The 22,216-nt window shown below is 71.6% G+C and carries 20 protein-coding genes and 1 riboswitch; of the genes, 3 read left to right on the top strand and 17 right to left on the bottom strand.

Annotation, left to right across the window (positions count from 1 at the left end; all coding sequences use genetic code 11):
• From AB0C66_RS09130 to AB0C66_RS09105, 6 genes are all read right to left on the bottom strand, one after another.
• On the bottom strand, positions 1-825 hold the full coding sequence (locus AB0C66_RS09130) for an endonuclease/exonuclease/phosphatase family protein (RefSeq protein ID WP_362434843.1): 825 nt from the start codon (positions 823-825) through the stop codon (positions 1-3).
• A gap of 13 nt (positions 826-838) precedes the next feature.
• Positions 839-1,780 carry an ROK family glucokinase gene (locus tag AB0C66_RS09125; RefSeq protein WP_362434841.1) on the bottom strand — a complete coding sequence of 314 codons (942 nt, stop codon included), beginning with the start codon at positions 1,778-1,780 and terminating at the stop codon, positions 839-841.
• Positions 1,781-1,836: 56 nt separating this feature from the next.
• Positions 1,837-2,304, bottom strand: a complete 468-nt coding sequence (locus tag AB0C66_RS09120) for a DUF5304 domain-containing protein (RefSeq protein WP_362434839.1) — start codon at positions 2,302-2,304, stop codon at positions 1,837-1,839.
• Positions 2,305-2,416: 112 nt separating this feature from the next.
• Positions 2,417-3,781 carry an ArsA-related P-loop ATPase gene (locus AB0C66_RS09115; RefSeq protein ID WP_362434836.1) on the bottom strand — a complete coding sequence of 455 codons (1,365 nt, stop codon included), beginning with the start codon at positions 3,779-3,781 and terminating at the stop codon, positions 2,417-2,419.
• Positions 3,782-3,896: 115 nt separating this feature from the next.
• Complete coding sequence (locus AB0C66_RS09110) at positions 3,897-4,337, bottom strand: SRPBCC family protein (protein WP_362434834.1); 441 nt, start codon at positions 4,335-4,337, stop codon at positions 3,897-3,899.
• Between the two features lie 66 nt (positions 4,338-4,403).
• Positions 4,404-5,168: a metallophosphoesterase gene (locus tag AB0C66_RS09105; protein ID WP_362434831.1), complete on the bottom strand. Its 765-nt coding sequence runs from the start codon at positions 5,166-5,168 to the stop codon at positions 4,404-4,406.
• Positions 5,169-5,422: 254 nt separating this feature from the next.
• Here AB0C66_RS09105 and AB0C66_RS09100 point away from each other — a divergent pair, with 254 nt between their 5' ends.
• On the top strand, positions 5,423-7,219 hold the full coding sequence (locus AB0C66_RS09100) for an AMP-dependent synthetase/ligase (RefSeq protein ID WP_362434828.1): 1,797 nt from the start codon (positions 5,423-5,425) through the stop codon (positions 7,217-7,219).
• 97 nt (positions 7,220-7,316) lie between these two features.
• Here the strand turns inward: AB0C66_RS09100 and AB0C66_RS09095 are convergent, their stop codons facing one another.
• From AB0C66_RS09095 to AB0C66_RS09070, 6 genes are all read right to left on the bottom strand, one after another.
• Complete coding sequence (locus AB0C66_RS09095) at positions 7,317-8,459, bottom strand: glycosyltransferase family 4 protein (protein ID WP_362434826.1); 1,143 nt, start codon at positions 8,457-8,459, stop codon at positions 7,317-7,319.
• Between the two features lie 42 nt (positions 8,460-8,501).
• Positions 8,502-9,803 (bottom strand): hypothetical protein, encoded by a 1,302-nt coding sequence (locus AB0C66_RS09090; RefSeq protein WP_362434824.1) that lies wholly within the window; start codon positions 9,801-9,803, stop codon positions 8,502-8,504.
• A 32-nt stretch (positions 9,804-9,835) separates the two neighbouring features.
• Complete coding sequence (locus AB0C66_RS09085) at positions 9,836-10,891, bottom strand: NlpC/P60 family protein (protein WP_362434821.1); 1,056 nt, start codon at positions 10,889-10,891, stop codon at positions 9,836-9,838.
• A 279-nt stretch (positions 10,892-11,170) separates the two neighbouring features.
• The gene (locus AB0C66_RS09080; RefSeq protein WP_362434818.1) at positions 11,171-12,196 is read right to left on the bottom strand and encodes an NlpC/P60 family protein; all 1,026 of its coding nucleotides are present in this window, start codon (positions 12,194-12,196) and stop codon (positions 11,171-11,173) included.
• Positions 12,197-12,468: 272 nt separating this feature from the next.
• Positions 12,469-13,830, bottom strand: coding sequence for an NYN domain-containing protein (locus AB0C66_RS09075; protein ID WP_362434816.1), 1,362 nt, complete (start codon positions 13,828-13,830; stop codon positions 12,469-12,471).
• A 17-nt stretch (positions 13,831-13,847) separates the two neighbouring features.
• On the bottom strand, positions 13,848-14,093 hold the full coding sequence (locus tag AB0C66_RS09070; protein WP_362434813.1) for a hypothetical protein: 246 nt from the start codon (positions 14,091-14,093) through the stop codon (positions 13,848-13,850).
• 172 nt (positions 14,094-14,265) lie between these two features.
• Here AB0C66_RS09070 and AB0C66_RS09065 point away from each other — a divergent pair, with 172 nt between their 5' ends.
• Together AB0C66_RS09065 and AB0C66_RS09060 are read left to right on the top strand one after the other, a co-directional pair.
• On the top strand, positions 14,266-14,988 hold the full coding sequence (locus AB0C66_RS09065) for a rhomboid family intramembrane serine protease (protein WP_362434809.1): 723 nt from the start codon (positions 14,266-14,268) through the stop codon (positions 14,986-14,988).
• Complete coding sequence (locus AB0C66_RS09060; protein WP_362434807.1) at positions 14,985-15,266, top strand: Lrp/AsnC ligand binding domain-containing protein; 282 nt, start codon at positions 14,985-14,987, stop codon at positions 15,264-15,266. Before AB0C66_RS09065 ends, AB0C66_RS09060 begins: the two co-directional genes overlap by 4 nt.
• A gap of 312 nt (positions 15,267-15,578) precedes the next feature.
• Here AB0C66_RS09060 and AB0C66_RS09055 read toward each other — a convergent pair whose 3' ends face one another.
• The 5 genes from AB0C66_RS09055 to AB0C66_RS09035 all read right to left on the bottom strand — a co-directional run bounded on the left by AB0C66_RS09055 (position 15,579) and on the right by AB0C66_RS09035 (position 22,187).
• A complete protein-coding gene (locus AB0C66_RS09055; RefSeq protein ID WP_362434804.1) occupies positions 15,579-16,982 on the bottom strand; it encodes an aminotransferase class V-fold PLP-dependent enzyme in 1,404 nt (467 codons plus the stop codon).
• Between the two features lie 199 nt (positions 16,983-17,181).
• Positions 17,182-17,299, bottom strand: a riboswitch (SAM riboswitch).
• A gap of 84 nt (positions 17,300-17,383) precedes the next feature.
• Positions 17,384-18,457 (bottom strand): anthranilate phosphoribosyltransferase, encoded by a 1,074-nt coding sequence (trpD, locus tag AB0C66_RS09050; RefSeq protein ID WP_362434802.1) that lies wholly within the window; start codon positions 18,455-18,457, stop codon positions 17,384-17,386.
• A 231-nt stretch (positions 18,458-18,688) separates the two neighbouring features.
• Positions 18,689-20,326, bottom strand: a complete 1,638-nt coding sequence (locus AB0C66_RS09045; protein WP_362434800.1) for a cytochrome bc complex cytochrome b subunit — start codon at positions 20,324-20,326, stop codon at positions 18,689-18,691.
• Positions 20,323-21,381 (bottom strand): Rieske 2Fe-2S domain-containing protein, encoded by a 1,059-nt coding sequence (locus AB0C66_RS09040; protein WP_362434797.1) that lies wholly within the window; start codon positions 21,379-21,381, stop codon positions 20,323-20,325. The genes AB0C66_RS09045 and AB0C66_RS09040 overlap by 4 nt, the downstream gene beginning before the upstream one ends.
• A complete protein-coding gene (locus AB0C66_RS09035) occupies positions 21,378-22,187 on the bottom strand; it encodes a c-type cytochrome (protein WP_362434795.1) in 810 nt (269 codons plus the stop codon). Before AB0C66_RS09035 ends, AB0C66_RS09040 begins: the two co-directional genes overlap by 4 nt.
• Between the last annotated feature and the right edge of the window lie 29 nt (positions 22,188-22,216).

Here is a 22,216-nt window from a genome sequence, read left to right as displayed (position 1 = left end):
CTAGCGGCCGGAACGGCCCCGGTCCGGGGAGACGGGGGAACGCCCCTCGGGCCGGGGCACACGCGGGAGCCTGAGGGCGGCCAGGACCGGGAGATGGTCCGTGGCCGCCCTCAGGTCCGTGTCGGTGACACCGGGCAGCCCGACGGGGACCCCACAGCCGATGATCTCCACCCCCTCCGAGGCGAAGACCGCGTCGATACGGCGGCGGGGCTCATCCACGGAGAAGGTGACCTCGCTCCCCCAGGGCTCGGTGGCCCAGCCGTCCCGCAGCCGCCCGGCGATCCTGCGGAAGGCCCGGCCGTAGGGTCGGTCGTTGATGTCCCCGGCGGCGACCGCGTACGGCACGTCGAGGGCCGCGACCCGGTCCAGCAACATCCCGGCCTGGTCGTAGCGCTCGGCGGCGGACAGGCTCAGATGGCAGCTGACCACGCCGAGCCGCACCCCGTCGGTATCGCGGTGACCGGCCCCGAAGCGCAGCACGGCGGTGGCGAAACCGCGCCGGTGCAGCCCGGGGACCCGGGGCAGCAGGATGTCCTCGGTCCGCTCCACCTGGGCGCGCAGCGAGGTGAGGATCATCGGGCCGGTGGCGGTGGCCCCGCCCGTGGTGTAGGCGAGGCCGGTCTCCCGGGCGAGCCAGGCGGCCGCCTTGCGCCAGCGGAAGAAGCGCGGCGCCTCCTGGACGCACAGCACATCGGGGGCGCAGGCCCGGATCACCCGGACCAGCGCCTCACGGTCGTCGCGCAGCGAGCGGATGTTGTAGCTGAGCACGCGCACCACCGCCGCGTCCGGGCCGGTGGAGGATCCGGGCAGATCCGCGAGGGCCACGGCGGCGGCCCGGTCAGCCCTGGCGGGCCAGGTCGGCGGCTCCGACGAGCCCGGCCTTGCCGCCGAGCTGGGCGGCGAGCACCTGGGCGTGCGGACGCCACTGGTTGCCGACGAGCCAGCGGCGGAAGGACTTGCGGATCGGCTCCAGGACCAGATCGCCCTCGTCGGAGACTCCGCCGCCGACGATGAACGCCGAGGGGTCGAAGAGCGAGGCGAGGTCGGCGAGGCCCGCCCCGGCCCAGCGGGCCAGCTCGCGGAAGGAGTCGATGGCGACCGGGTCGCCCTGGCGGGCGGCGTCGCTGATGTGCTTGCCCTGGATGCCCTCGGCGGTGCCGTCACCGAGGCCGAGCAGCGCCTCGGCGTTCTCCGGGGTGGCGGCGGCGCGCTGCTTGGCGTAGCGGACCAGCGCGCGGCCGGAGGCGTACTGCTCCCAGCAGCCCTGGCTGCCGCAGCCGCACAGCAGACCGTCCGGGACGACCCTTATATGGCCGAACTCGGCGGCGACGCCGAACCGGCCGCGGTGCAGCTTGCCGCCGATGATGATGCCGCCGCCCAGACCGGTGCCGAGCGTGATGCACACGACGTCGTCATGGCCGGCGCCGGCGCCGAAGCGGAACTCGCCCCAGGCGGCCGCGTTCGCGTCGTTCTCCACCACCACGGGCAGCCCGACGCGCTGTTCGACCTTGTCCTTGAGCGCCTCGTGCCGCCAGTTGATGTTGGGCGCGAAGAGCACCGTGGCGCGCTTGTCGTCCACGTATCCGGCGGCGCCGATGCCCACGGCCTCGACGTCGTATCCGCTGCTCACCTTGCGCACCGCGTCCGCGATGGCATCGACGACCCCCTCCGGGGTCGGTGGGGTCGATACCGTGCTCGTTTCGAGAATCGAGCCCTCTTCGTCGACCACGCCAGCCGCGATTTTCGTGCCGCCGATGTCGACGCCGATGGTGAGTCCCATGAGTCCCTCAGTTATTTGGTCGAACCCCGCCGCCGCTAACGGTACCGGAGGAGCGCTCAATCGAGGTCGATGTGTTCACTACTCGAACTCTCTCCTCCCTCATCACGACCCTTGGCACCACTGTCGGTGTCCTTGGTCCAGCGCTGCTCCTGGCCCGCAACAGCGGCGCGATAGGCGGCGAGCAGCTCCGTTCCGGCGCTGGCGAGATGGTCAAATACATCCGGGTTGCGCTCCATGACCGGTTCCACAGCGGCCTTGGCCTGTGCGATCAATTGTTGTACGGCCCCATGGACGGGGGTGCCGGCGAGCGGGGACTGTGTGCCGGTGAACCGGTCGGCCAGCGCCTCGGCCAGCTTGCGCAGCTCCTCGGCGGCGCTGCCCGGCTCCTCCGCCGACTCCCGGGTCCGGCGGGCCCGCTCGGCGGCGAGATCCTCGGCGCAGGCCCGCTCCCAGGCGTCGGGATCGATTTCGGCGACCGGGATCTCGGTGTCCGGGTCTGCGGGGCGCTCGGTGGCATCGCTCATGGCGAACTCCTGCGGCGGGGAGGCTCTGGCGGTCCGGTGCGTATCTCCGGGCTTGCCACCGACGTTACCGGAACGGCGGAGCCCGGTCAGAGCCCCAGGTGCGCGGCCGGGGTCAGAGCCCCTTGGGCCATAGATCGGGGTCGGGGGTGAAGCGCACCTGGAGCGCTCCGTCGCGCAGTCCGGCGCCGGAGACGGTGCAGCGGCGCAGCGCGGACGGCAGGGACAGCACCCGGTGGAAGGAGCCGACGGTGACGATCAGTTCATCGCCGCGGCGGACCAGGGCGAGGGCGTCACGCTCGGCGCCGGGCAGCGGCAGCCGCCACAGCAGGACCCCGTCGTCGGCGAGCCGGTCCTCCACGGTCCAGGGGTCGGCGGCGGGCCGGTCGGGGCGGGGCTCCGGCGCTCCGACGGCCCCGGCGAGGGCGGCGAGCCCGGCGGGCCGCGGACCGTCGGCGTCATCGGGTCCGGGGGCGGACGCCTCGCCGGGGTCGGACGCCTCGCCGGGGGCGGAGGCCTCGCCGGTGGCGGGCCGGTCGCCGGTGGCGGGCTGATCGCCGAGGCCCTGCGGATCGCGGCCCAGATGCGGCAGCTCACGCACCGGTACGGCGGGCGCCCACTGCTCGTACAGCTCCTTGAGCGCGGCCTGCTGCTGGCCGGAGAGGGCGGCGAGCCAGGGGTCGGCGGTGCCGGTGGGCAGCAGCCGGTTGGCGATGACCGCCTCCACCCGGCAGCCGTGCAGGGCGAGCCCGGCGCGGGCGGTGCGCAGCGCGCGGTCGGCGAGCGGACCGGGGTCCACCACCAGCCGTACCGTGGTGGCCTCGGAGTCGATCACGCTCTGCACCGCCGCGAGCTCGTGCTCCCAGCGCTCGGCGGTCTCATAGAGCTTCTGCGCGGGCATCGGCACCCCGGCGAGCTGGGCGAGCATCGGACGCAGCGCGCGGGCCGCCTGCCGCTCGGCGGGCAGCAGCCGCCGCAGATAGCGCCGCAGCTGCTCGGGCAGGGCCAGCATCCCGACCGCCTCCGGGGCGGGCGGCATATCGACGACGAGGACGTCCCAGCCGGTGCCGGGCGAGGCGGCCCCGGCCAGCCGCAGCGCGCGCAGCAGCGCGAAGGACTCCATCCCGGGGAGGGCGGTCAGCTCCTCGCCGTCCAGCGGGCTGGCGCCCAGCATGTCGAGGGCGCTCCGGCCGCGCTCCTGGAGCGCGGTCAGCTCGTCGCGGAACCAGTGGTCGGTGACGATCCGGGCGGCCCACAGCCCCGGGGTGACCTCGACGGGCACGGACCACGGCAGCCGGTCGGCGTCCCGGCCGGGGGCCGGGCGCAGCGGACCGGTGCCGAGCAGGGTCTCGGGGGTGCCGTCCGGGTCGGCGGTCAGCAGCAGCGCCCGCCGCCCCTCGCGGGCGGCGGCCAGGGCGGTCGCGGCGGCCACGGTGGTGCGGCCCGCCCCGCCGGTACCGGTGACGAGGACCGTACGCATGAAAGGAGCCTCCGGGCGGGGTGGTACGGGGTGCGCGTGTGCGGGCGGTACGGCGGGCCGGCGGACCGGCGGCTCAGCGGGTCGTCCTTCCGGCCCGGGAGCCGCCCGGCCGGTCTCAGACGGTCTCGACGCGCTTCTTCAGACCCGCCAGGGCGCGGTCGATGATGACCTTCTCGGCCTTGCGCTTGATCATGCCGAGCATGGGGATCTTGACGTCCACGGTCAGCTGGTACGTCACCTCGGTGCGCTTGCCGCCGTCCACCGGGGCGAGCCGGTAGGAGCCGTCGAGGGCGCGCAGCATCTGGGACTTGACCAGGGCCCAGCTCACCTCGTCCTCGCCGGTCCAGGTGTAGGCGAGGGTGTAGTCGTCCTTGATCGCCCCGGCGTCGAGAACCATCCGTACCTGCTCGGCGCGGCCGCGGTCGTCCTTGGTGAGGATGTCGGCCTCCTTCACCTCTCCGGACCACTCGGGGTAACGGTCGAAGTCGGCGATCACCTCCATCACGTCGGCCGGTGCCGCATCGATCGTGATGCTCGAGCTGGTGTGTTCCGCCATCGCCGTGGCTCCTCCGTACCGGTCCGCCGCATGGGGTGTCTGCCGGTGAAGGCTACCGCGCGCCGCTCACCACTCCAGGCTCCAGGGGGTGCCGGAGGAGGCGAAGTGTCCGACGTTGACGCACTCGGTGGCGCCGATCCGCATCCGGCGGGCGAGCGGTTGATGGACATGGCCGAAGAGGGCGTACCTGGGACGGACCGCGTGAATCGCCTCCAGCAGGGCCGAACTGCCCCGCTCGAAGCGGCGGGCCACGGTGTCGTAGCAGAGCTCGGGAACATCCGGCGGAATGTGGGTGCACAGCACGTCCACCCCGTCACCGAGGGCCGCGATCTTGGCGGCGTAGGTCTCGTCGTCGATCTCGTACGGCGTGCGCATCGGGGTGCGCAGCCCGCCGCCGACGAAGCCGAAGACCAGTCCCCCGATCTCCACACGCTCACCGTCGAGGACGGTGAGACCGGGACGGCTGTACTCCGGCCATAGGGACGGTATGTCGACATTGCCGTAGGTGGCGTACGTCGGGGTGGGAAACGCGGCGAACAGCTCGGCGTACTGGCGGCGGACGGCGGACTCGATGGCGGTCCGGCGGTCGATACCCGCCCACAGCCGGTTGCCGAACTCCCGTGCCTCCTCGAAGCGGCGGGCCGTGCGCAGCTCCACGATGCGGTCGGCGTTCTCGACGCCGAACAGATCGGGGAAGATGCCGCGGGAGTGATCCGCGTAGTCGAGGAAGAGCACGAGGTCACCGAGGCAGATCAGGGCATCGGCTCCGTCACCGGCCTTCCCCAGGTCCTCACTGTTGCCATGCACGTCGCTCACCACGTGGACTCGCATGCGTGTCACCCTAAGACCTGCGGCCACCGGGCCGTAAGGTGTTCTGTCCCCGCCGCCCCGCGTCTACCTGCGGTTACTTATCAGCAGTCGGTCCGGTCGACTAGTCTGCGGGCAGTAAGAAGGCGGTGTGTGACGCATAAAACATCTGGGCAGAAACCCCTATCCCGGAGCCCGTACCGATGGGTAACGTCCGGGCCGTCCAAGCCACCCCCCTTGCCCTGTAGCGGCGTCGGCGCCCACGAGGAGCAGCAGTCTTGCGCGAGTTCAGCCTTCCGGCCCTGTACGAGGTTCCGGCCGACGGAAATCTGACCGACCTCATCCGCCGCAATGCCTCCCAGCATCCGGATGTCGCTGTGGTCGGCCGCAAGGTCGACGGCCGTTGGGAGGACGTCACCGCGACCGAGTTCCTGGCCGAGGTGCGCTCCGCCGCCAAGGGCCTGATCGCGGCCGGGGTGCAGCCGGGCGACCGGGTGGGGCTGATGTCCCGCACCCGCTATGAGTGGACGCTGCTGGACTTCGCCATCTGGAGCGCGGGCGGCGTCACCGTGCCGGTGTACGAGACCAGTTCACCGGAGCAGGTCCAGTGGATCCTGAGCGACTCGGGAGCGGTCGCGGCGCTGGTGGAGACCGGGGTGCACGAGGCGGCCGTGGAGGCCGTCCGGGACTCCCTGCCCGCGCTGGAGAACGTCTGGCGGATCGAGGGCGACGCCATCGGGACGCTGCGCAAGCTGGGGGCGGACGTCCCCGAAGAGGTGGTCGACGAGCGCGGCTCGCTCGCGAACGCGGACTCCCCCGCCACCATCGTCTACACCTCGGGCACCACCGGCCGTCCCAAGGGCTGTGTGCTCTCGCACCGCAGCTTCTTCGCAGAGTGCGGCAACGCGGTGGCCCGGATGAAGCCGATCTTCAACACCGGTGAGTCCTCGGTGCTGCTGTTCCTCCCCGAGGCCCATGTCTTCGGGCGTCTGGTGGAGATCGCGGCGGTGCTGGCGCCGATCAAGCTGGGCCATGTCCCGGACATCAAGACGCTCACCGATGAACTGGCCGGGTTCCGGCCCACCTTGGTGCTGGGCGTGCCCCGGGTCTTCGAGAAGGTCTTCAACTCGGCGCGGGCCAAGGCGCAGGCCGAGGGCAAGGGCAAGATCTTCGACAAGGCGGCCGACACCGCCATCGCCTACAGCAAGGCGCTGGACACCCCCTCCGGGCCGTCGCTGCGGCTGAAGTTCACGCACAAGGTCTTCGACCGGCTCGTCTACAGCAAGCTGCGGGCGGTCCTCGGTGGCCGGGCCACCCACGCGATCTCCGGCGGCGCCCCGCTGGGCGCGCGGCTTGGCCACTTCTACCGGGGCATCGGCTTCACCGTGCTGGAGGGCTACGGCCTCACCGAGACCTGTGCCGCCACCACCTTCAACCCCTGGGACCGGCAGAAGATCGGCTCGGTGGGCCAGCCGATGCCGGGGTCGGTGGTGCGGATCGCGGACGACGGCGAGGTGCTGCTCCACGGCGACCACCTCTTCACCGAGTACTGGAACAACGAGGCCGCGACCGCCGAGGCGCTGTCCGACGGCTGGTTCCACACCGGGGACGTCGGCACCCTCGACGAGGACGGCTACCTCACCATCACCGGCCGCAAGAAGGAGATCATCATCACCGCGGGCGGCAAGAACGTCGCCCCGGCGGTGATCGAGGACCGGATCCGCGCCCATGCGCTGGTGGCCGAGTGCATGGTGGTCGGCGACGGCCGTCCGTTCGTCGCCGCGCTGGTCACCGTGGACGAGGAGTTCCTGCCCCGGTGGGCCGCCGAACACGGCAAACCGGAGGATGTCACGGTGGCCGAGCTGCGGGACGATCCGGAACTGCTGGCGGAGATCCAGACCGCGATCGACGATGGCAACGCGGCGGTGTCCAAGGCGGAGTCGGTGCGCAAGTTCCGTATCCTGCCGACCCAGTTCACCGAGGACTCCGGGCATGTCACCCCGTCGCTGAAGCTGAAGCGGAATGTGGTGGCGAAGGACTTCGCGGCCGAGATCGAGGCGATCTACCGGGGCTGAGCCGCCCAAGCGCTCTGTGTTCTCATGGCCGCCCGCGGGCCGCGGGGCGGCCATGAGAACAGTCTCAGAGTGAGGGGAAGTCGCGGCGGGTCACAGCTCACAGCAGTGACATCAGCCGCTCGGCGAGCAGATCCCAGCGCCAGCGCTCCTCGACCCACGCCCGGCCCCGCTCCCCCATACGGCGCCGCAGCTCCGGGTCCTCCAGCAGGGCCACGATCCGCTCCGCGCAGCTCTCGGCGGAGCCGCCGGGCACCACCCAGCCGGTCTCGCCGTCCAGCACCGCGTCCGGGGCGCCGCCGGAGTCCCCGGCGACCACCGGGAGTCCGGTGGCGGACGCCTCCAGATAGACGATGCCGAGCCCTTCCACATCCAGTCCGCCGCGGCGGGTGCGGCAGGGCATGGCGAACACATCGCCCGCGCCGTAGTGGGCGGGCAACTCCTCCCAGGGCACCGCGCCGGTGAAGCGCACCGACCCGGCCACCCCGGCGGTCTCCGCAAGCCGCCGCAGCTCCTTGGCGTACGGGCCGCCGCCCACGATCAGCAGCACCGCGTCCGGCACCCGCCGCAGGATCCGCGGCATCGCCTCGATCAGTGTGTCCTGCCCCTTGCGCGGTACGAGCCGGGAGACGCACACCACCACGGGCCGGTCGGCGAGGCCCAGCCGGGCCCGGATCGCGTCCCCGCCCGACCCCGGGTGGAATGTCTTCTCGTCCACCCCGGGCGGCAGCTGGACCATCCGGGACGCGGGCTCGGGGCCGACCGCCGCGGCGATCCGGGAGCGGGTGTACTCACCGAGGTAGGTGAGGGTGTCGGTGCCCTCGCCGATCCGCCGCAGCAGGGTGCGGGAGGCGGGCAGCTGCGCCCAGGCCGCCTCGTGCCCGTGGGTGGTCCCCACCAGCCGCCGGGCCCCGGCCTTCCGCAGCGCCGGGGCCATCAGCCCGAGCGGCGCGGCGGCGCCGAACCACACCGAGGTGCAGCCGTGTTCGCGCAGCAGCGCCCCGGCACGGCGGGTGACGCGCGGGGTGGGCAGCAGCATCGTCGTACGGTCGCGGACGACACGGTACGGCTGCTCGGCGTCGAAGCGGGCGGTGGCCTCGGCGCCCTCCTGGCCGCGCTTCCAGGTGGAGGCGTAGACGACGATCCGCTCCGGGTCCAGCCGCAGCGCGATGTTGTGCAGGAACGCCTGGATACCGCCGGGCCGGGGCGGGAAGTCGTTGGTCACGAGCAGGGTCTTGTCCATCGCCGCCGACAGTACCGGTTCGCCGCGTCCGCCCGGGGCGCGTCAACCGCCCCCCGCGCCGACCCCTTCGCCCAGCTCCTTCTTCATATACGTACGCCAGTCCGCGGTGAACTCCGCCAGGTCCACGTCCAGCACCCGGCGCAGCGCCGACTCCACCGCCCCGGACCGCCCCGGCGCCTCGCCGACCTCGCGGTAGAACTCGACCAGCTTGCGGCTGCCCCACCGGTCGGCGATCAGCCGACAGGCCAGCCAGCCCTGCTCGTACGCCTGGGAGAGCCGGTCCGGCTCACTGCCGAAGCGGAAGGCGTCGTCGGGCGGGAGGGCGCGCGGCAGTCGGCCGGAGGCCACGGAGTCGGCCAGCTCCGGGGCGACTTGGCCCGGGGTGCGGCCGGGGGTGCGATAGCCGACCCAGTCGGCGAACCCCTCCGAGAGCCACAGCGGGGTGGACGCGGTGGTGGCGGCGCGGGTGGCCACATGGGCGGTCTCATGGGTGATCACGACCTGTCGGCCGAAGTCGCCGAGCACCTGGTACGCCTCGGGGTTGACGATCACGCGGTCGGCGGGCGACGGATTGCCGTCCCGCCCGCCGACCTCGCCCGTGGTGACGGCCGCGATCCCGCGGTAGCCGTTCGGGGAGGCGCCAAGCAGCGCGGCCATCCGGTCCAGATCGGCGGGCACCTCGACCACCACCCGCCCGGCCCAGGCACCCGGCCACACCCTGCCGAGGGCGGGCACCGCGCGGTCCGCGGTGTCGGCCACCTCATGCAGCAGCCCCCGCCGCTGCCCGACGCCGAGCACCAGGCTGTGGGCGCCGCGCACCACCTCGACCCGGCCCTGGTCCCACAGCTGTTCACCGGAGCGCTTGCCGTCGACCACCCCGTCGTCGGCGGCCACGTACCAGCGGCTGCCGCGCTGCGCGAGCGTCAGATGCTGGGCGGAGACCACCGGCGCGGTGTCGTATCCCGCCAGCCGGTAGCGGAGTTCGATCTGCGCGGCCAGGCGACGGCCGGTGCCCAGCGCGGGCTGGAAGCCGCCGGTGCGCACCAGCCGGTAGCTCCAGGAGCGCAAGGGGACGGCGGCCAGCTGCCGGAACACCCGCCCCTGCTCCTCCCGGTAGCGCCGGGAGCCGTGGTCCACGGTGGCCAGGAAGGCGGCGGCGTCCCGCTCACGGACGGCCTCGGCCCGCCGGTCGAGCAGATGCTGTACGGCCCGGCCGTCCCGCCCCACGGCGTCGTCCGGTCCGGTCACCGGACCGCATCCGGTCAGTGCCGCCAGCGGCAGCGCCCACACCAGCGGCAGACACAGCAGCGCCCGCCATCCACCCGACCTCCACCGACCCGCCACGCCTTAGATCGTACGAGGCCGCGCGCCCGGGTTCAGACGCGTGTGATGGATGAGATGGGCATCATGCCGACGGGGTCGTAGCGGACCCGGGCCCCGGGGTGCGGGGCGTGGATCACCTGGCCGCCGCCCGCGTACATCGCCACATGGCTGCCGTCGGCGCGGTAGACGACCAGATCGCCGGGGCGGGCCTGGGAGAGCGGCACCCGCTGTCCGGCTCCGGACTGGGCCTGCGAGGTACGCGGAATGGCCACCCCGGCACGGGCGTAGGCCCACTGGGTCAGCCCCGAGCAGTCGAAGGCGGTGGGTCCGGCCTGGCCCCAGGCGTACGGCGTGCCGAGCGCGTCCCTCGCCGCGCCGAACGCCGCCGCGGCCCGCGGGGAGGCCGGCGGGAGGGATCCGGCGAGGGCGCCGGGTACGCCGTAGGGGGCGCGGCCCTCGCGCGAGACCCGCGCGTACGCCTCGCGCTCGTCCGGGGACAGGTCATTGACCAGCCGCCGGGCGATGGCCAACTTGCGCTGTACCTCCCGCTTATGACGGGCCACGGCTTTTCGGCTGTGTTCCAGCCGCACCAGTTTGACGGCGGCCGCGGCGCGCTGCTGGCGCAGGGTGCGCTGGGCGCCCTGGACCACCCGCAGCTGGGCGCTCCGGCGGTGGCCGATGCGCTCGAGGGTGGTGGCCTTGGCGAGATAGGCGGCGGGCTCCTCGGAGAGGAGCAGGGCGAGGCCCGGGTCGATACCACCGCTGCGGTACTGCCCGCCCGCGAAGGCCCCGAGGGCCACCCGCATCCGGTTGACCCGCTCCTGGCCGCGGGCGACGCGGTCCTGGATCCGGTCCACCTCACGGCGCAGGGTGTCGGTGCGCGCCTCCGCCGCGTTGTAGCGCTCGGTGGCCCGCTCCGCCTCCGTGTAGAGCCGCTCGATCCGGTCGCTCAGCAGCCGGGCGGCGGGATGCCCCGCGGCGGGGTCGCGCGGCTCGGCACCGGCGGTACCGGCGCCCAGTGCGGCGGCGGATGCCGCGGCCGTGGCGGCGGCGGTCCAGACGGTCGCCCGGCCGAGGCCGGACTTCGGGACGCGGCGACATGACGCCATGAAAGCCGCACTCCTTCCGCGGTGCGGCGCCCCGCTGTGCCGGGTTCCGCAGTGTCGGGTTCCGTAGAGCCGGAACGAACTGCGGGCAGACAGTAGCCGGGTGACTACACGGGGTCCAAACGCGGGAAGCGGGGGCACATCCGAGCACCCCGCCGGAGACGCAGGTCACCGACGGGGCGAGGGCCAGGGGGAGTGAGGGGGATTCGCCCGAACGGACGGCTCTCCCGACGTTTCGCCCCCTGGTTCCGGAGGATGGTGAGCGGAGCGCCGCTCAGCGGTTCATATCCGCACGCCGAACTGGAACGGCATGTTGTCCATCGACTCGTAGCGGACGTTGGCGCCGGGCTTCGGAGCGTGCAGCACCTGTCCGTTGCCCGCGTACAGACCTATGTGGTGCATATCGCCGTAGAAGAGCACCAGGTCGCCGGGCTTGAGCTCGCCCCGGCCGATCCGGGTACCGGCGTTGGCCTGGTCCTGGGAGATACGGGGCAGCTGCACCCCGGCCTGCTGGTAGGCCCATCCGGTGAGCCCGGAGCAGTCGAAGGAGGAGGGACCGGTCGCACCCCACACATACGGGGAGCCGATCTTGGTCTTGGCGGCGGCCAGCGCGGCGGCGGCACGCTGCGAGTCGGGCACATCACTGCCCAGGTCCACACGGCTGCTGGAGCGGTTGGCGCGCTCCTGCTCCTTGGCGGCGAGCGCGGCGCGCTCCTTGGCCGTGAGGGTGTTGAGGAGCTTCTGGGCCTTGGAGAGCTTGCCCTGGATCTCCGTCTTCTTCTTGCCCAGCGCCTGACGGGTGTCCGCCAGGTCGGTGAGCTTGGTGGACGCCTCCTCGCGCTGCTGCTTGAGGGTGCGCTGCTTGTCGCCGATCTTGCGCAGCGACTCGGCCTGCTTACCGCTCAACTGGCTGAGGGTGGACGCCTTGTCGAGGTAGGTGTCCGGGTCGGAGGAGAGCAGCAGCTGCACGGAGGGGTCGATCCCGCCGGAGCGGTACTGCGCGGTGGCCATCGAACCGAGGCCGTCGCGGAGCTTGTTGAGGTCCTCCTGGCCGCGCGCCACCTTGTCCTGGAGGTCGCCGACCTGCTTCTCCAGCTTCTTCTGCTTCTCCTTGGCCCCGTTGTACTTCTCGGTGGCCTGCTCCGCCTCTTCGTAGAGCTTGTCGACCTGCTCCTTGACGTCCTTCTTGTCCTGCTTGGGAGCAGCCTGGGCGGCCTGGGAGGTGAGGGCGACAGCCGCGGCGGCCGTCGCGGTGAGGACGGTCACCCGAGTACGGCTCGGCTGCTTGGGTCGACGGTGGGACGCCACGAAGGCGAGCTCCTTCTTCCTCCAGCCGCCTACCGGGTGGTGAGTGGGGGTCGAGACCCCGGCTCCGCAAAAGGGACTTACGGACTCGGCGGTACCTCCGCTGCCATCCCCGATGGATGATCAACCGCGCGGAGGTTCGAGGCGACGATAGTGACCCTGCCGTGATCCGTTCAAATCCCAACGGCAAAAAAGTGCCCCTCAGAGCACATCTTTTACAAACATCACACGGGCAGTGACGGTCAATTGACACTGCGCTGATAATCAGACTTCACTCAGGTCCGAGCAAGTCGCTTCAGCAACAGGGCCGATGCCACCGGCCGCGCTCCGGCGCGTGCCACCCCGTCCGCCACCTCGCGGTCGGTGGACACCACGACCACCGGCCGGCCCGGCGGTTCGGCCCGCACCAGCTGCCGGATCAGCTCGTCCGCCGTCACCCCCGGCTTGCTGAACAGCACCCGCACCCCGCGCGGTGGCGCCAGCAGCACCGGAGCGGCCAGCTCCGCCCCGTCGAAGACACAGGTCATCTCCGCGCCGGTACGGGCCGCCAGCACGGCGAGACCGCCCAGCAGCCGCAGCCGCTGCTTCTCCAACGGCATCGTCGGATAGCCGGTTTTGGTGACGTTATAGCCATCCACCACCAAATGTGCCTGCGGCAGCGCGAGCAACTGGTCCAGCAGCGCGGGATCGGTTTCGGACAGCGCCCTGGTCGCTATGTCCTTCGGCGTCATCCGGCCCGGCTCCACCGCGTCCACCGTCTCGGCGGGGCGCATCGAGGCGGGCGGCAGGGCCAGTTCGCGGCGCAGGCCCTGCGCCGCGTCCAGCACCGTGTCCAGCAGCAGCCGCACCCGCATGTCCTCCACGCTGCGGCCCTCGCGCACCGCCCGGCGGCTCGCCTCCAGCGCCGACTCGGTCTCCGCGAGCCGGGCCCGCAGCCGCCGCGCCTCACCGTCCGCGGTCGCCTGCCGCGCCGCCGCCTCGGACCGTACGGACTCCAGCTCGGCCTCGGCCTTGCGCAGCGCCGCCGCGCCGCGCTTCACATCGCTCTGCGCGCTGCGCAGCTTGCGCTGGAGCGCGTCGCCCTCCTTGCGCGCCGTCTCCAGCTCCCCGCGCACCCGTTCCGCCTCACCGCGTGCCGCGCTCCTGGCCTCCGACAGCTCCTCACGCAGCCGCTGGAGCTCCCGCGCGGCCTCCTCACCGGCCCGCTCGGCCGAGGCCCGCTGCGCCTCCTCACCGGCCGCCTCGACCAGCTTCACCCAGCCCGTCGGGCGCAGGACGTACGCCACCGCGGCGACGTCCACCGGATCGGCCGCGGCGGGCGGCGAACCGCCCTCGATGGCCTCCGACAGCTCCGGCTGGGTCTCGCGCAGCCGGGCCGCGATCCGCTGCCGGAACACCGTGTCGCCCGCCACCGCCGCGGCCATCGCGTTCCCCGCGAACTTGGCCCGGCGGGTCGGGGTGAAACGGGCGTACTGCCGCAGCTGGGGAGGCAATTCGGTGACCGTCAGGCCGCCGAAGGCGTCCGCGACGAGCGCGACGACACGCCGCCGCACCCCTTCCGGCAGGGGGCGGTCGAGCGTCTCGGTGACACCCTCGGCGTCACCGGCCGCCCCGGGGCCGCCCGTCCGCTCCACCACCTGTCATCGCTCCGTTCTCAGGCGCTCGCACCGGTACTCGGCCGGTCCACCAGCTCGATCTGATCGACCGCGTTGCACCAGCGACAGCGCACTGACTCAATGGTCTCACTGACCACCTCGCGCTCCTCGACCTTGGGTTCCCCGGCAAGGTCGAGATGGACATACTCCACGGCCTTCGTCGAGCGGGTCACATCAAATCGGGTGAGGTTGCCGCAGAGCGTGCAACGCCAGCGGGTCTCGGCAGTCGGCGTGGGAACGGCCATCGTTTCTCGCGTCCTCGCTTCTCGGCTTGTGTCTCGGCGTGTCTCGGCGGCTCAGAGGGTGTCCTGTCACCCTACGGCCTGAGCACTGGCCCGTGCCGGGCCCGTACCGCCCCTCGGGCCAGCGCGGCGAGGCGCTCTGGGCAGGTTGTGTCCGGTACGCGATGATCTGGCCATGATCGATACGTCTGAGGGTTCCGGTGAGACGTCCGGCCGCCCCCTGATGACGTACACCTTCATCGTCATCTGCTGCGTGATCTTCGTCCTCGGACCGGCCTCCGGTCTCAATCCCGAGTACGGCACGGGCGGGGAGCTGCTCCAAGCGCAGTCCGCGTACTTCGAGCGCTGGGGGGTGATTCCCAGCGCCCTGTGGACCGGCGGGCCCGATCAGCCGCTGACCCCCCTCACCGCGCTTTTCGTCCACGGAAACTGGCTGCATCTCCTCGGGAACATGCTGTTTCTCTACGTCTTCGGTGCGATGACCGAGGAGCGCATGGGACGAGTGCAATTCGCACTCTTCTACCTCGCCACCGGCTATCTGGCGCTCCTGGGCTACGCCGCCGCCCACGCCGAGTCCGGGCAGACCCTGGTCGGCGCCTCCGGTGCCATCTCCGGGGTGCTCGGCGCGTTCCTGTGGCTCTTCCCCCGGGCCCGGGTGACCAGCCTCTTCCCGTTCCTGTTCTTCATGCCGCTGCGCTTCCCCGCCTGGGCGGTCCTGGTCTTCTGGGTCGCCCTCCAGTGGCTGGCCGCCCGGCAGGCCGACGACCGCCCGGGAGTCGCCTATCTGGCTCATCTGGTGGGCTTCACCCTCGGCTTCCTCTACGCATGGGCCCGCTTCGGGCGGACGGCTAGAGTGGGCGGCGCAGCCAGGCCCAGCGAGGGAGAAAGCCAGCCGTGATCACTTCGATCGTGCTCATCAAGACCAGCGTGGACCGGATCCCGGAGATCGCCGAGAAGATCGCCTCGCTGGAGGGCGTGAGCGAGGTCTATTCGGTCACCGGCGCGCATGACCTGATCGCGATGGTGCGGGTGGCGGAGCACGACGACCTCGCGGACATCATCCCGGGCCAGATCAGCAAGGTCCCCGGGGTGGCCGCCACGGAGACCCACATCGCCTTCCGTACGTACTCCCAGCACGACCTGGAAGCGGCCTTCGCCATCGGCCTCGACGGCTAGCCCCACCCGCCGCGGACCGGGCGACGGCAAAGCCGCGCCTCTCCGGCGGCCCCGTCCGCTGGCCTCTGGTGTGCACCGGTCGCGGGCCCGGACGCGGCCGCGTCGTATCCGGCGGCCCGCCCGACCGGCTGCGGCGTTCCTGGCCGGGAGCCCCGTCTCGGCCCCACCGCCCGCTGGGCGCCCGTCGCCCCGGCGCCCGAGCGCGGATGACCCCTTCGCGGACTGGCCGCACCGCGCGCACCCCGCACGGTGCGGGCGCCGGGCCGCGCTTCCGGCGGGCGTCCCGCCGAAGCCGCTCGCGCGGCGGCGGGGTCAGTCGCGGGCGGGGACGCAGCGGCCGTCTTCGGTGCGGTAGGTCCACCGGGCGCCGTCACGGACCAGTTCCTTCACCGCGCGGACGAAGCGGTCCACATGCTCGTCCGGGGTGCCCGCGCCGAAGCTGACGCGGATCGCGTTCAGGGAGCGCTCGCCCGGGGCGGCCTCGGGGGCGCCGCATTCGCCCGGCTCCTCCGGCTCGCTGCCCAGCAGCGTACGGACCAGCGGGTGGGCGCAGAAGAGGCCGTCACGGACGCCGATGCCGTATTCCGCGGAGAGCGCGGCGGCGAAGTGCGAGCTGTTCCAGCCGTCCACCACAAACGACAGCACCCCCACCCGCGGGGCGTCGTCCCCGAACAGCGAGAGCACCCGCACCTCAGGCACCTCGGCCAGACCCTCCCGGACCGCGGCGATCAGCTGCCGCTCACGGGCGACCAGCCCGTCGAACCCGGCCTCGGTCAGCGCCTTGCAGGCGGAGGCGATGGCGTAGACGCCGATGACGTTCGGCGAGCCCGCCTCGTGCCGGGCGGCGGTGGTGTGCCATTCGACGTCCACCCCGCCGTCGTCCCGCCGGGCGACCTTACGGCTGGCGCCGCCGCCCGCGAGGTACGGGCGGGCCTCGACGAGCCAGTCGGCCCGTCCGGCCAGCACTCCGGCGCCGAAGGGGGCGTACAGCTTGTGCCCGGAGAAGGCGACCCAGTCGACGTCCGACGCCGCGATGTCCACCGGGTGGTGGGGGGCGAGCTGGGCGGCGTCGAGGACGATACGGGCGCCGTGGGCGTGGGCCGCGGCGCCCAGTTCCCGCACCGGCCACAGCTCACCGGTCACGTTGGACGCACCCGTCACACACACCAGCGCCGGGCCCCCGGCCCGCTCCGCGAGCGCCCGCTCGAGCGTCTCCACGGCCTGCCGCGGAGAGCGCGGCGCGCTGAGGTAGCGCACATGGACGTCCTCGCGCTGCTCCCACGGCAGCAGCGAGGCGTGGTGCTCGGTCTCGAAGACGAAGACCTCGGTGCCGGACGGCACCGCGGCGGCCAGCAGATTGAGCGAATCGGTGGTGGAGCGGGTGAAGACGACCTGGTCGTCCTCGCGGCAGCCGAGGAAGGCGGCGACGTCCTGGCGGCTGTTCTCGAACAGATCGGTGGACAGCTGCGAGAGGTACCCGGCGCCGCGGTGGACGCTGCCGTAGTACGGGGCGTAGGCGGCGATGTCGTCCCAGACCCGCTGGAGGGCGGGGGCGCTGGCGGCGTAGTCGAGCGCCGCGTAGGTCACCTCGCCACCGGTGACCAGTGGCACCCGGACATCGGCGCCCAGCACGGGCAGCGGCCTACAGACATCGGCGGGGGCGGCGGAGGAGGCATGGGCAACGGGGGCGGCAGGGGCGGCAGGGCGCACGGACATGGCGAAGTCTCCCGGAGGGTGAAGGCGTGAATGCGTCACACGCGGACCCGGCGGCTCACCGCCGGTGCGGGCGTGGAAAATCGCTCAACGCACGGACAAGGGCGCCGTACGGAGGCTGGGGGATACGGGCCGACCGGCCCTAAAGCATTCGCTGCGTCACGGAAGAACTCCCTCGACCACCAGGACCCCTAGTGCGAGGGGTCCGCGCTTGCCGCAGACCTCGCTGCCTGCGGCCTGGTCATCACCCGGGGCACCCCGCCACGGACGGAGGGTTGCCGGACAGCGGGCCGGGGCCGTAGTCGCTGTCGCTCGTGACCTGGCCAGGAGTATGCCATACCGGAAAACGGCGCACCGCCCCTGTCCGGCATCCGGGCAGGGGCGGTGCGCGACAGCGGCAGGGGCTACGCGTTGCTGGCGCGCACCCATCGCTCCAGGGCGTTCCGCGCCGCGCCCGAGTCGATGGACTCCGCCGCGCGCGACAGCCCCTCCCCGATCTGCTCGGTGAGGGTCCTGGCGCCCGGGTCGGGCTCCAGGGCGGCCAGCGCGGCAGCCGAGTTGAGCAGCACCGCGTCCCGGATCGGGCCGGTCTCCCCGGCCAGCAGCCGGCGTGCCACATCCGCGTTGTACGAGGCGTCCGCACCGCGCAGGGCCTCCACCGGGACGAGCTCGATACCGACGTCCCGCGGGTCGAAGGTCTCCTGCCGCACGGTGCCGTTCCGCACCACCCAGACCTGGGAGGTCGCGGTGACGGTCAGCTCGTCGAGCCCGTCGTCACCCCGGACGACCAGCGCGGACGAACCGCGGTCGGCCAGCACACCGGCGACGATGGGCGCCATCCGGGCGTCCGCCACACCGGTCGCCTGGGTGCGCACCCGGGCCGGGTTGGTGAGCGGGCCGAGGATATTGAAGGTGGTGGCGATGCCCAGCTCCCGGCGGGCGGCGGCGACATGCCGCAGCGACGGGTGGAACTTCACCGCGAAGCAGAAGGTGATCCCTGCCTCCTCGGCCACCTCGACCACTCGCCGCGGGGTCAGCTCGAGATTGACGCCCAGTTTCTCCAGCACATCGGACGCGCCGCTGGCGGAGGACGAGGCGCGGTTGCCGTGCTTGACCACCCGCGCTCCGGTACCGGCCACCACCAGCGCCGACATCGTCGAGATATTGACGGTCCTGGCGCGGTCGCCACCGGTGCCGACGATATCGACGGTGTCCCCGGGGACCTCGATCACCGTGGCGTGGTCATACATGGTCCGGACGAGTCCGGACACCTCTTCCACGGTCTCGCCCTTGGCCCGCAGCGACACGATGAATCCGGCGATCTGGGCGTCGGTGGCCTCACCGCGCATGATCCGGTCCATGGCCCAGGCGGTGTCATCGGCGGTGAGGTCCTGGCCGCTGAGCAGCGAGGTGAGGACGTCCGGCCAGGTGCGGGCCGTCGCGGTGCTGTCGCCTCCGGCTGGGGTCACAACGTCCATGGTCCGCTCCTGGATCCGTGGGGTGGGCAGGGGAAAAGGGGTCCGCGCGGGCGGCGGCGGGCCCGTCCACAGCCTATCGGCGCCATGACCCCGGATGCCGCGCGCCCGTATGGCGGACACCATGTGACACCGGGCAACGCCGTCCGTACCAACGACCAGGGCCCCGGCCGGACCGTGGTGGTCCGGGCCGGGGCCCTGGTCTGTGGGTGGCGTCAGCGGATACCGAGTGGATCAGTGGTGGCCGTGGCCGCTGGTGATCTCCTGGTACTCCTCGCGGGTCGGCTTCGGAATCATCGCCTGCTCGCCGTAGTAGCCCTTGGAGAGCTTCGAGCGGAGCTTCTGCGAACGCTTTATCTTCCGCGCGACCCCGTTCTCGTCGACCTCCGGGCCGACCTCGTAGGGCTTCGGCTGCTCGTGCTGGGTCAGCATGTGCAGCTGCTCCTGCGAGAGCGGCTCATGGACCTCGACGAACTCACCGTGCGGCAGCCGCTTGATGATGCCGGTCTCACGGCCGTGCAGCACCTTGTCGCGGTCGCGGCGCTGGAGGCCGAGGCAGATCCGCCGGGTGACGATGAAGGCCACCACCGGGCCGGCGAAGAAGCCGATCCGGACGAACCATGTGATCGAGTTGATCGACAGATGGAAGTGGGTGGCCCACAGGTCGTTTCCACCACCGACCAGCATCACGAAGTACGCGGTCAGCCACGCCACACCGAAGGCGGTACGGGTCGGGGCGTTGCGCGGGCGGTCCAGGATGTGGTGCTCGCGCTTGTCGCCGGTGATCCACGACTCGATGAACGGGTAGACGCCCATCGCCACCAGCACCACGGGGAACAGCACGATCGGGATGAACACGCCCAGGACGAGCGTATGGCCCCAGGCGTTGATCTCCCAGCCTGGCATCACACGGACCAGACCCTCGGCGAAGCCCATGTACCAGTCCGGCTGGGCACCGGTGGACACCTGGTCCGGCCGGTAGGGGCCGATGGTCCAGATCGGGTTGATCGTGGCGACCGCGGAGAGGATCGCGATCACGGCGAAGACCAGGAAGAAGAAGCCGCCCGCCTTGGCCATGTAGACCGGCAGCAGGGGCATGCCGACCACGTTCTTGTTGGTCTTTCCGGCCCCGGGGTACTGCGTGTGCTTGTGGTAGAAGACCAGGATCAGGTGGGCCACCAGCAGACCGAGCATGATGCCCGGCAGCAGCAGGACGTGGACCGGATAGAGCCTGGCGATCAGGTCCGTGCCCGGGAACTCGCCGCCGTACACGAACATCGTGATGTAGGTGCCGACGACCGGGACCGACAGGAACACGCCCTCGATGAACCGCAGTCCGGTACCGGAGAGCAGGTCGTCGGGGAGCGAGTAGCCGGTGAAGCCGGTCAGCATGCCGAGGAAGAACAGCAGGAAGCCGAAGAGCCAGTTGATCTCACGCGGCTTGCGGAACGCGCCCGTGAAGAACACCCGCATCATGTGCACGAACATCGCGGCGAGGAAGATCAGCGCGGCCCAGTGGTGGATCTGCCGGATCAGCAGACCGCCGCGCACCTCGAAGCTGATGTCGAGCGTGGAGGCGAACGCCTCCGACATCCGCACGCCCTGCATGGGCTCGTACGGGCCGTGGTAGACGACCTCGCCCATGCTGGGGTGGAAGAACAGCGTCAGATACACACCCGTGAGGATGATGATGATGAAGCTGTAGAGCGCGACCTCACCCAGCATGAAGGACCAGTGGTCCGGGAAGATCTTGCGCATATTGGCCTTGGCCATGCTGTAGATGCCCAGCCGGCCGTCGGCCCAGTCGGCAACGCGCTCGCCCGCCGACGCTTTTCCGCGCCGCTGCGCGTCATTGGTCTGTGCAGTACTCATCCGCGCTCCCAGAAAGCAGGACCGACGGGCTCCGGGAAGTCGCCCATGGCCTCGAGGTATCCCTCGTCGTTCACCGTGATGTGCAGCTGCGGCAGCGCATGCCCGGCGGGACCGAAGATCACTCGGCCGCCGTCGGCGAGGTCGAAGGTCGACTGATGGCAGGGGCACAGCACGTGGTGGGTCTGCTGCTCGTACAGGTTGATGGGGCAACCGACGTGCGTACAGATCTTGGAGAACGCCACGATGCCGTCGTGCGACCAGTCCAGCTCGCGCTTGTCCTTGATGTTCTCCGGCTGGAGCCGGACCAGCATCAGGGCGGCCTTGGCGATCTCGGTCTGGAAGTCGTGCTGGTCCTCCTCCATGCCCTCGGGCATGGCGAAGGTGAGCGAGCCGACGATGATGTCCTCGGGGCGCAGCGGCTGCATGGTGTTCTGGTTCATCAGCAGCTTGCCCTTGGCCCACTTGGTGTGCCGCAGCTTGGTGCCGGGCAGCGGGCCGAGGTCGCGCAGCAGCACCAGACCGGAGAGCGGCACCAGCGCCAGGGCGCCGAAGAGGGTGTTCCGCGCCAGCTTGCGGCGGCCGAACCCGGACTCCGAGGCACCGGCCCGGAAGTCCTCCATGACCTTGGCCTTGACCTCGGGGCTGGCCTCGATCGGGTGGCGCTCGTCGGCGATCTCCACATCGGACATCAGGGTGCGGGCCCAGTGGACCGCGCCCGCGCCGATACCGAAGAGGGCGACGGCGAGCGTCATACCGAGCGCGAAGTTGAGCGCGCTGATGTGACCGATCGGGAAGACGTAGATGTACTTGTCGACCGGGAGCGTCACATACGCGGCGATGAAGGCGATCGTGGCCACCATCGAGGTCGTGAAGAGCAGGGCGACGGTGCGCTCGGAGCGCCTGGCCGCCCGCTCGTCGATGTCCTGCACCCGGTGCTCGTGCGGCGGCATGCCCGGGTCGGCGAAGGGGTCCTCGGAGACCCGCACCGCGCCCTCGGCGGACTCCCGCTTCTCGGGCAGCTGCTCGTCTGCTTCTGGAATCTCGTGGCTACTCATGACTTCTTGGCCTTTGCGGTCCGGGCGGCGACCCAGATGGTGAGGACGATCAGGGCGCCCATGCCGAAGACCCAGGCGAACAGGCCCTCGCTGACCGGGCCGAGCCCGCCGAGCTCAAGGCCACCGGGGGTCTTGGTCTTGTCGCTGTTGACCGTGTCGAGGTACGCCATGATGTCCTGCTTGTTCTTCTCCGGCAGCGTGGCGTCGGGGAAGGACGGCATGTTCTGCGGGCCGGTCTGCATGGCCTCGTAGATGTGCTTGGGACTGACCCCGTCGAGGGCGGGCGCGTACTTGCCGTTGGTCAGGGCACCGCCCTTGCCGGCGAAGTTGTGGCACTGCGCGCAGTTGGTACGGAAGAGCTCGCCGCCCTTGGCGACGTCCGCGCCCTCGATGTCGTACTGACTCTTGGTGGGCGTCACCGGACCGGCGCCGAGCGAGCCGATGTACGCGGCGAGCTGCTCGGTCTCGGCGTCCGTGTACACCTTCTTCTTCTTCGGCATCTGGGCGCCCGGCTGCTGGGCGGGCATCCGGCCGGTGCCGACCTGGAAGTCGACGGCGGCGGACCCGACGCCGACCAGGCTCGGGCCGTCGGAGGACCCCTGACCGCCCGTGCCGTGGCAGCTGGCGCAGCCGACGGCATAGAGCTTCTTGCCCTCCTCGATGGCGAGGGACTGGGCGGAGCTGTCATCGGCCTTCGCCTCGCTCGGCGAGAACGCGGCGTACAGCCCCCCAGTGACCGCCAGCGCGAAGAGTAGGACGACGAGCGCAGCCAGCGGATGGCGTCGTCGTGCGGAGAGCTTTTTCACGGATTACCCCGGTGTCAGGATCTTCTGCG

It is taken from the genome of Streptomyces sp. NPDC048636 (assembly GCF_040650655.1).
Lineage (GTDB): Bacteria > Actinomycetota > Actinomycetes > Streptomycetales > Streptomycetaceae > Streptomyces.
This window is presented reverse-complemented; position numbering and strand designations above follow the sequence as displayed.

Excerpts from the sequence above, each read along its gene's own strand:
- AB0C66_RS09055 (WP_362434804.1), bottom strand. The coding sequence starts at position 16,982 with ATGTCCGTGCGCCCTGCCGCCCCTGCCGCCCCCGTTGCCCATGCCTCC.
- AB0C66_RS09125 (WP_362434841.1), bottom strand. The coding sequence starts at position 1,780 with ATGGGACTCACCATCGGCGTCGACATCGGCGGCACGAAAATCGCGGCT.
- AB0C66_RS09115 (WP_362434836.1), bottom strand. The coding sequence starts at position 3,781 with ATGCGTACGGTCCTCGTCACCGGTACCGGCGGGGCGGGCCGCACCACC.
- AB0C66_RS09040 (WP_362434797.1), bottom strand. The coding sequence starts at position 21,381 with ATGAGTAGCCACGAGATTCCAGAAGCAGACGAGCAGCTGCCCGAGAAG.
- trpD (WP_362434802.1), bottom strand. The coding sequence starts at position 18,457 with ATGGACGTTGTGACCCCAGCCGGAGGCGACAGCACCGCGACGGCCCGC.
- AB0C66_RS09045 (WP_362434800.1), bottom strand. The coding sequence starts at position 20,326 with ATGAGTACTGCACAGACCAATGACGCGCAGCGGCGCGGAAAAGCGTCG.
- AB0C66_RS09105 (WP_362434831.1), bottom strand. The coding sequence starts at position 5,168 with ATGCGAGTCCACGTGGTGAGCGACGTGCATGGCAACAGTGAGGACCTG.
- AB0C66_RS09070 (WP_362434813.1), bottom strand. The coding sequence starts at position 14,093 with ATGGCCGTTCCCACGCCGACTGCCGAGACCCGCTGGCGTTGCACGCTC.
- AB0C66_RS09110 (WP_362434834.1), bottom strand. The coding sequence starts at position 4,337 with ATGGCGGAACACACCAGCTCGAGCATCACGATCGATGCGGCACCGGCC.
- AB0C66_RS09085 (WP_362434821.1), bottom strand. The coding sequence starts at position 10,891 with ATGGCGTCATGTCGCCGCGTCCCGAAGTCCGGCCTCGGCCGGGCGACC.
- AB0C66_RS09120 (WP_362434839.1), bottom strand. The coding sequence starts at position 2,304 with ATGAGCGATGCCACCGAGCGCCCCGCAGACCCGGACACCGAGATCCCG.
- AB0C66_RS09095 (WP_362434826.1), bottom strand. The coding sequence starts at position 8,459 with ATGGACAAGACCCTGCTCGTGACCAACGACTTCCCGCCCCGGCCCGGC.
- AB0C66_RS09065 (WP_362434809.1), top strand. The coding sequence starts at position 14,266 with ATGATCGATACGTCTGAGGGTTCCGGTGAGACGTCCGGCCGCCCCCTG.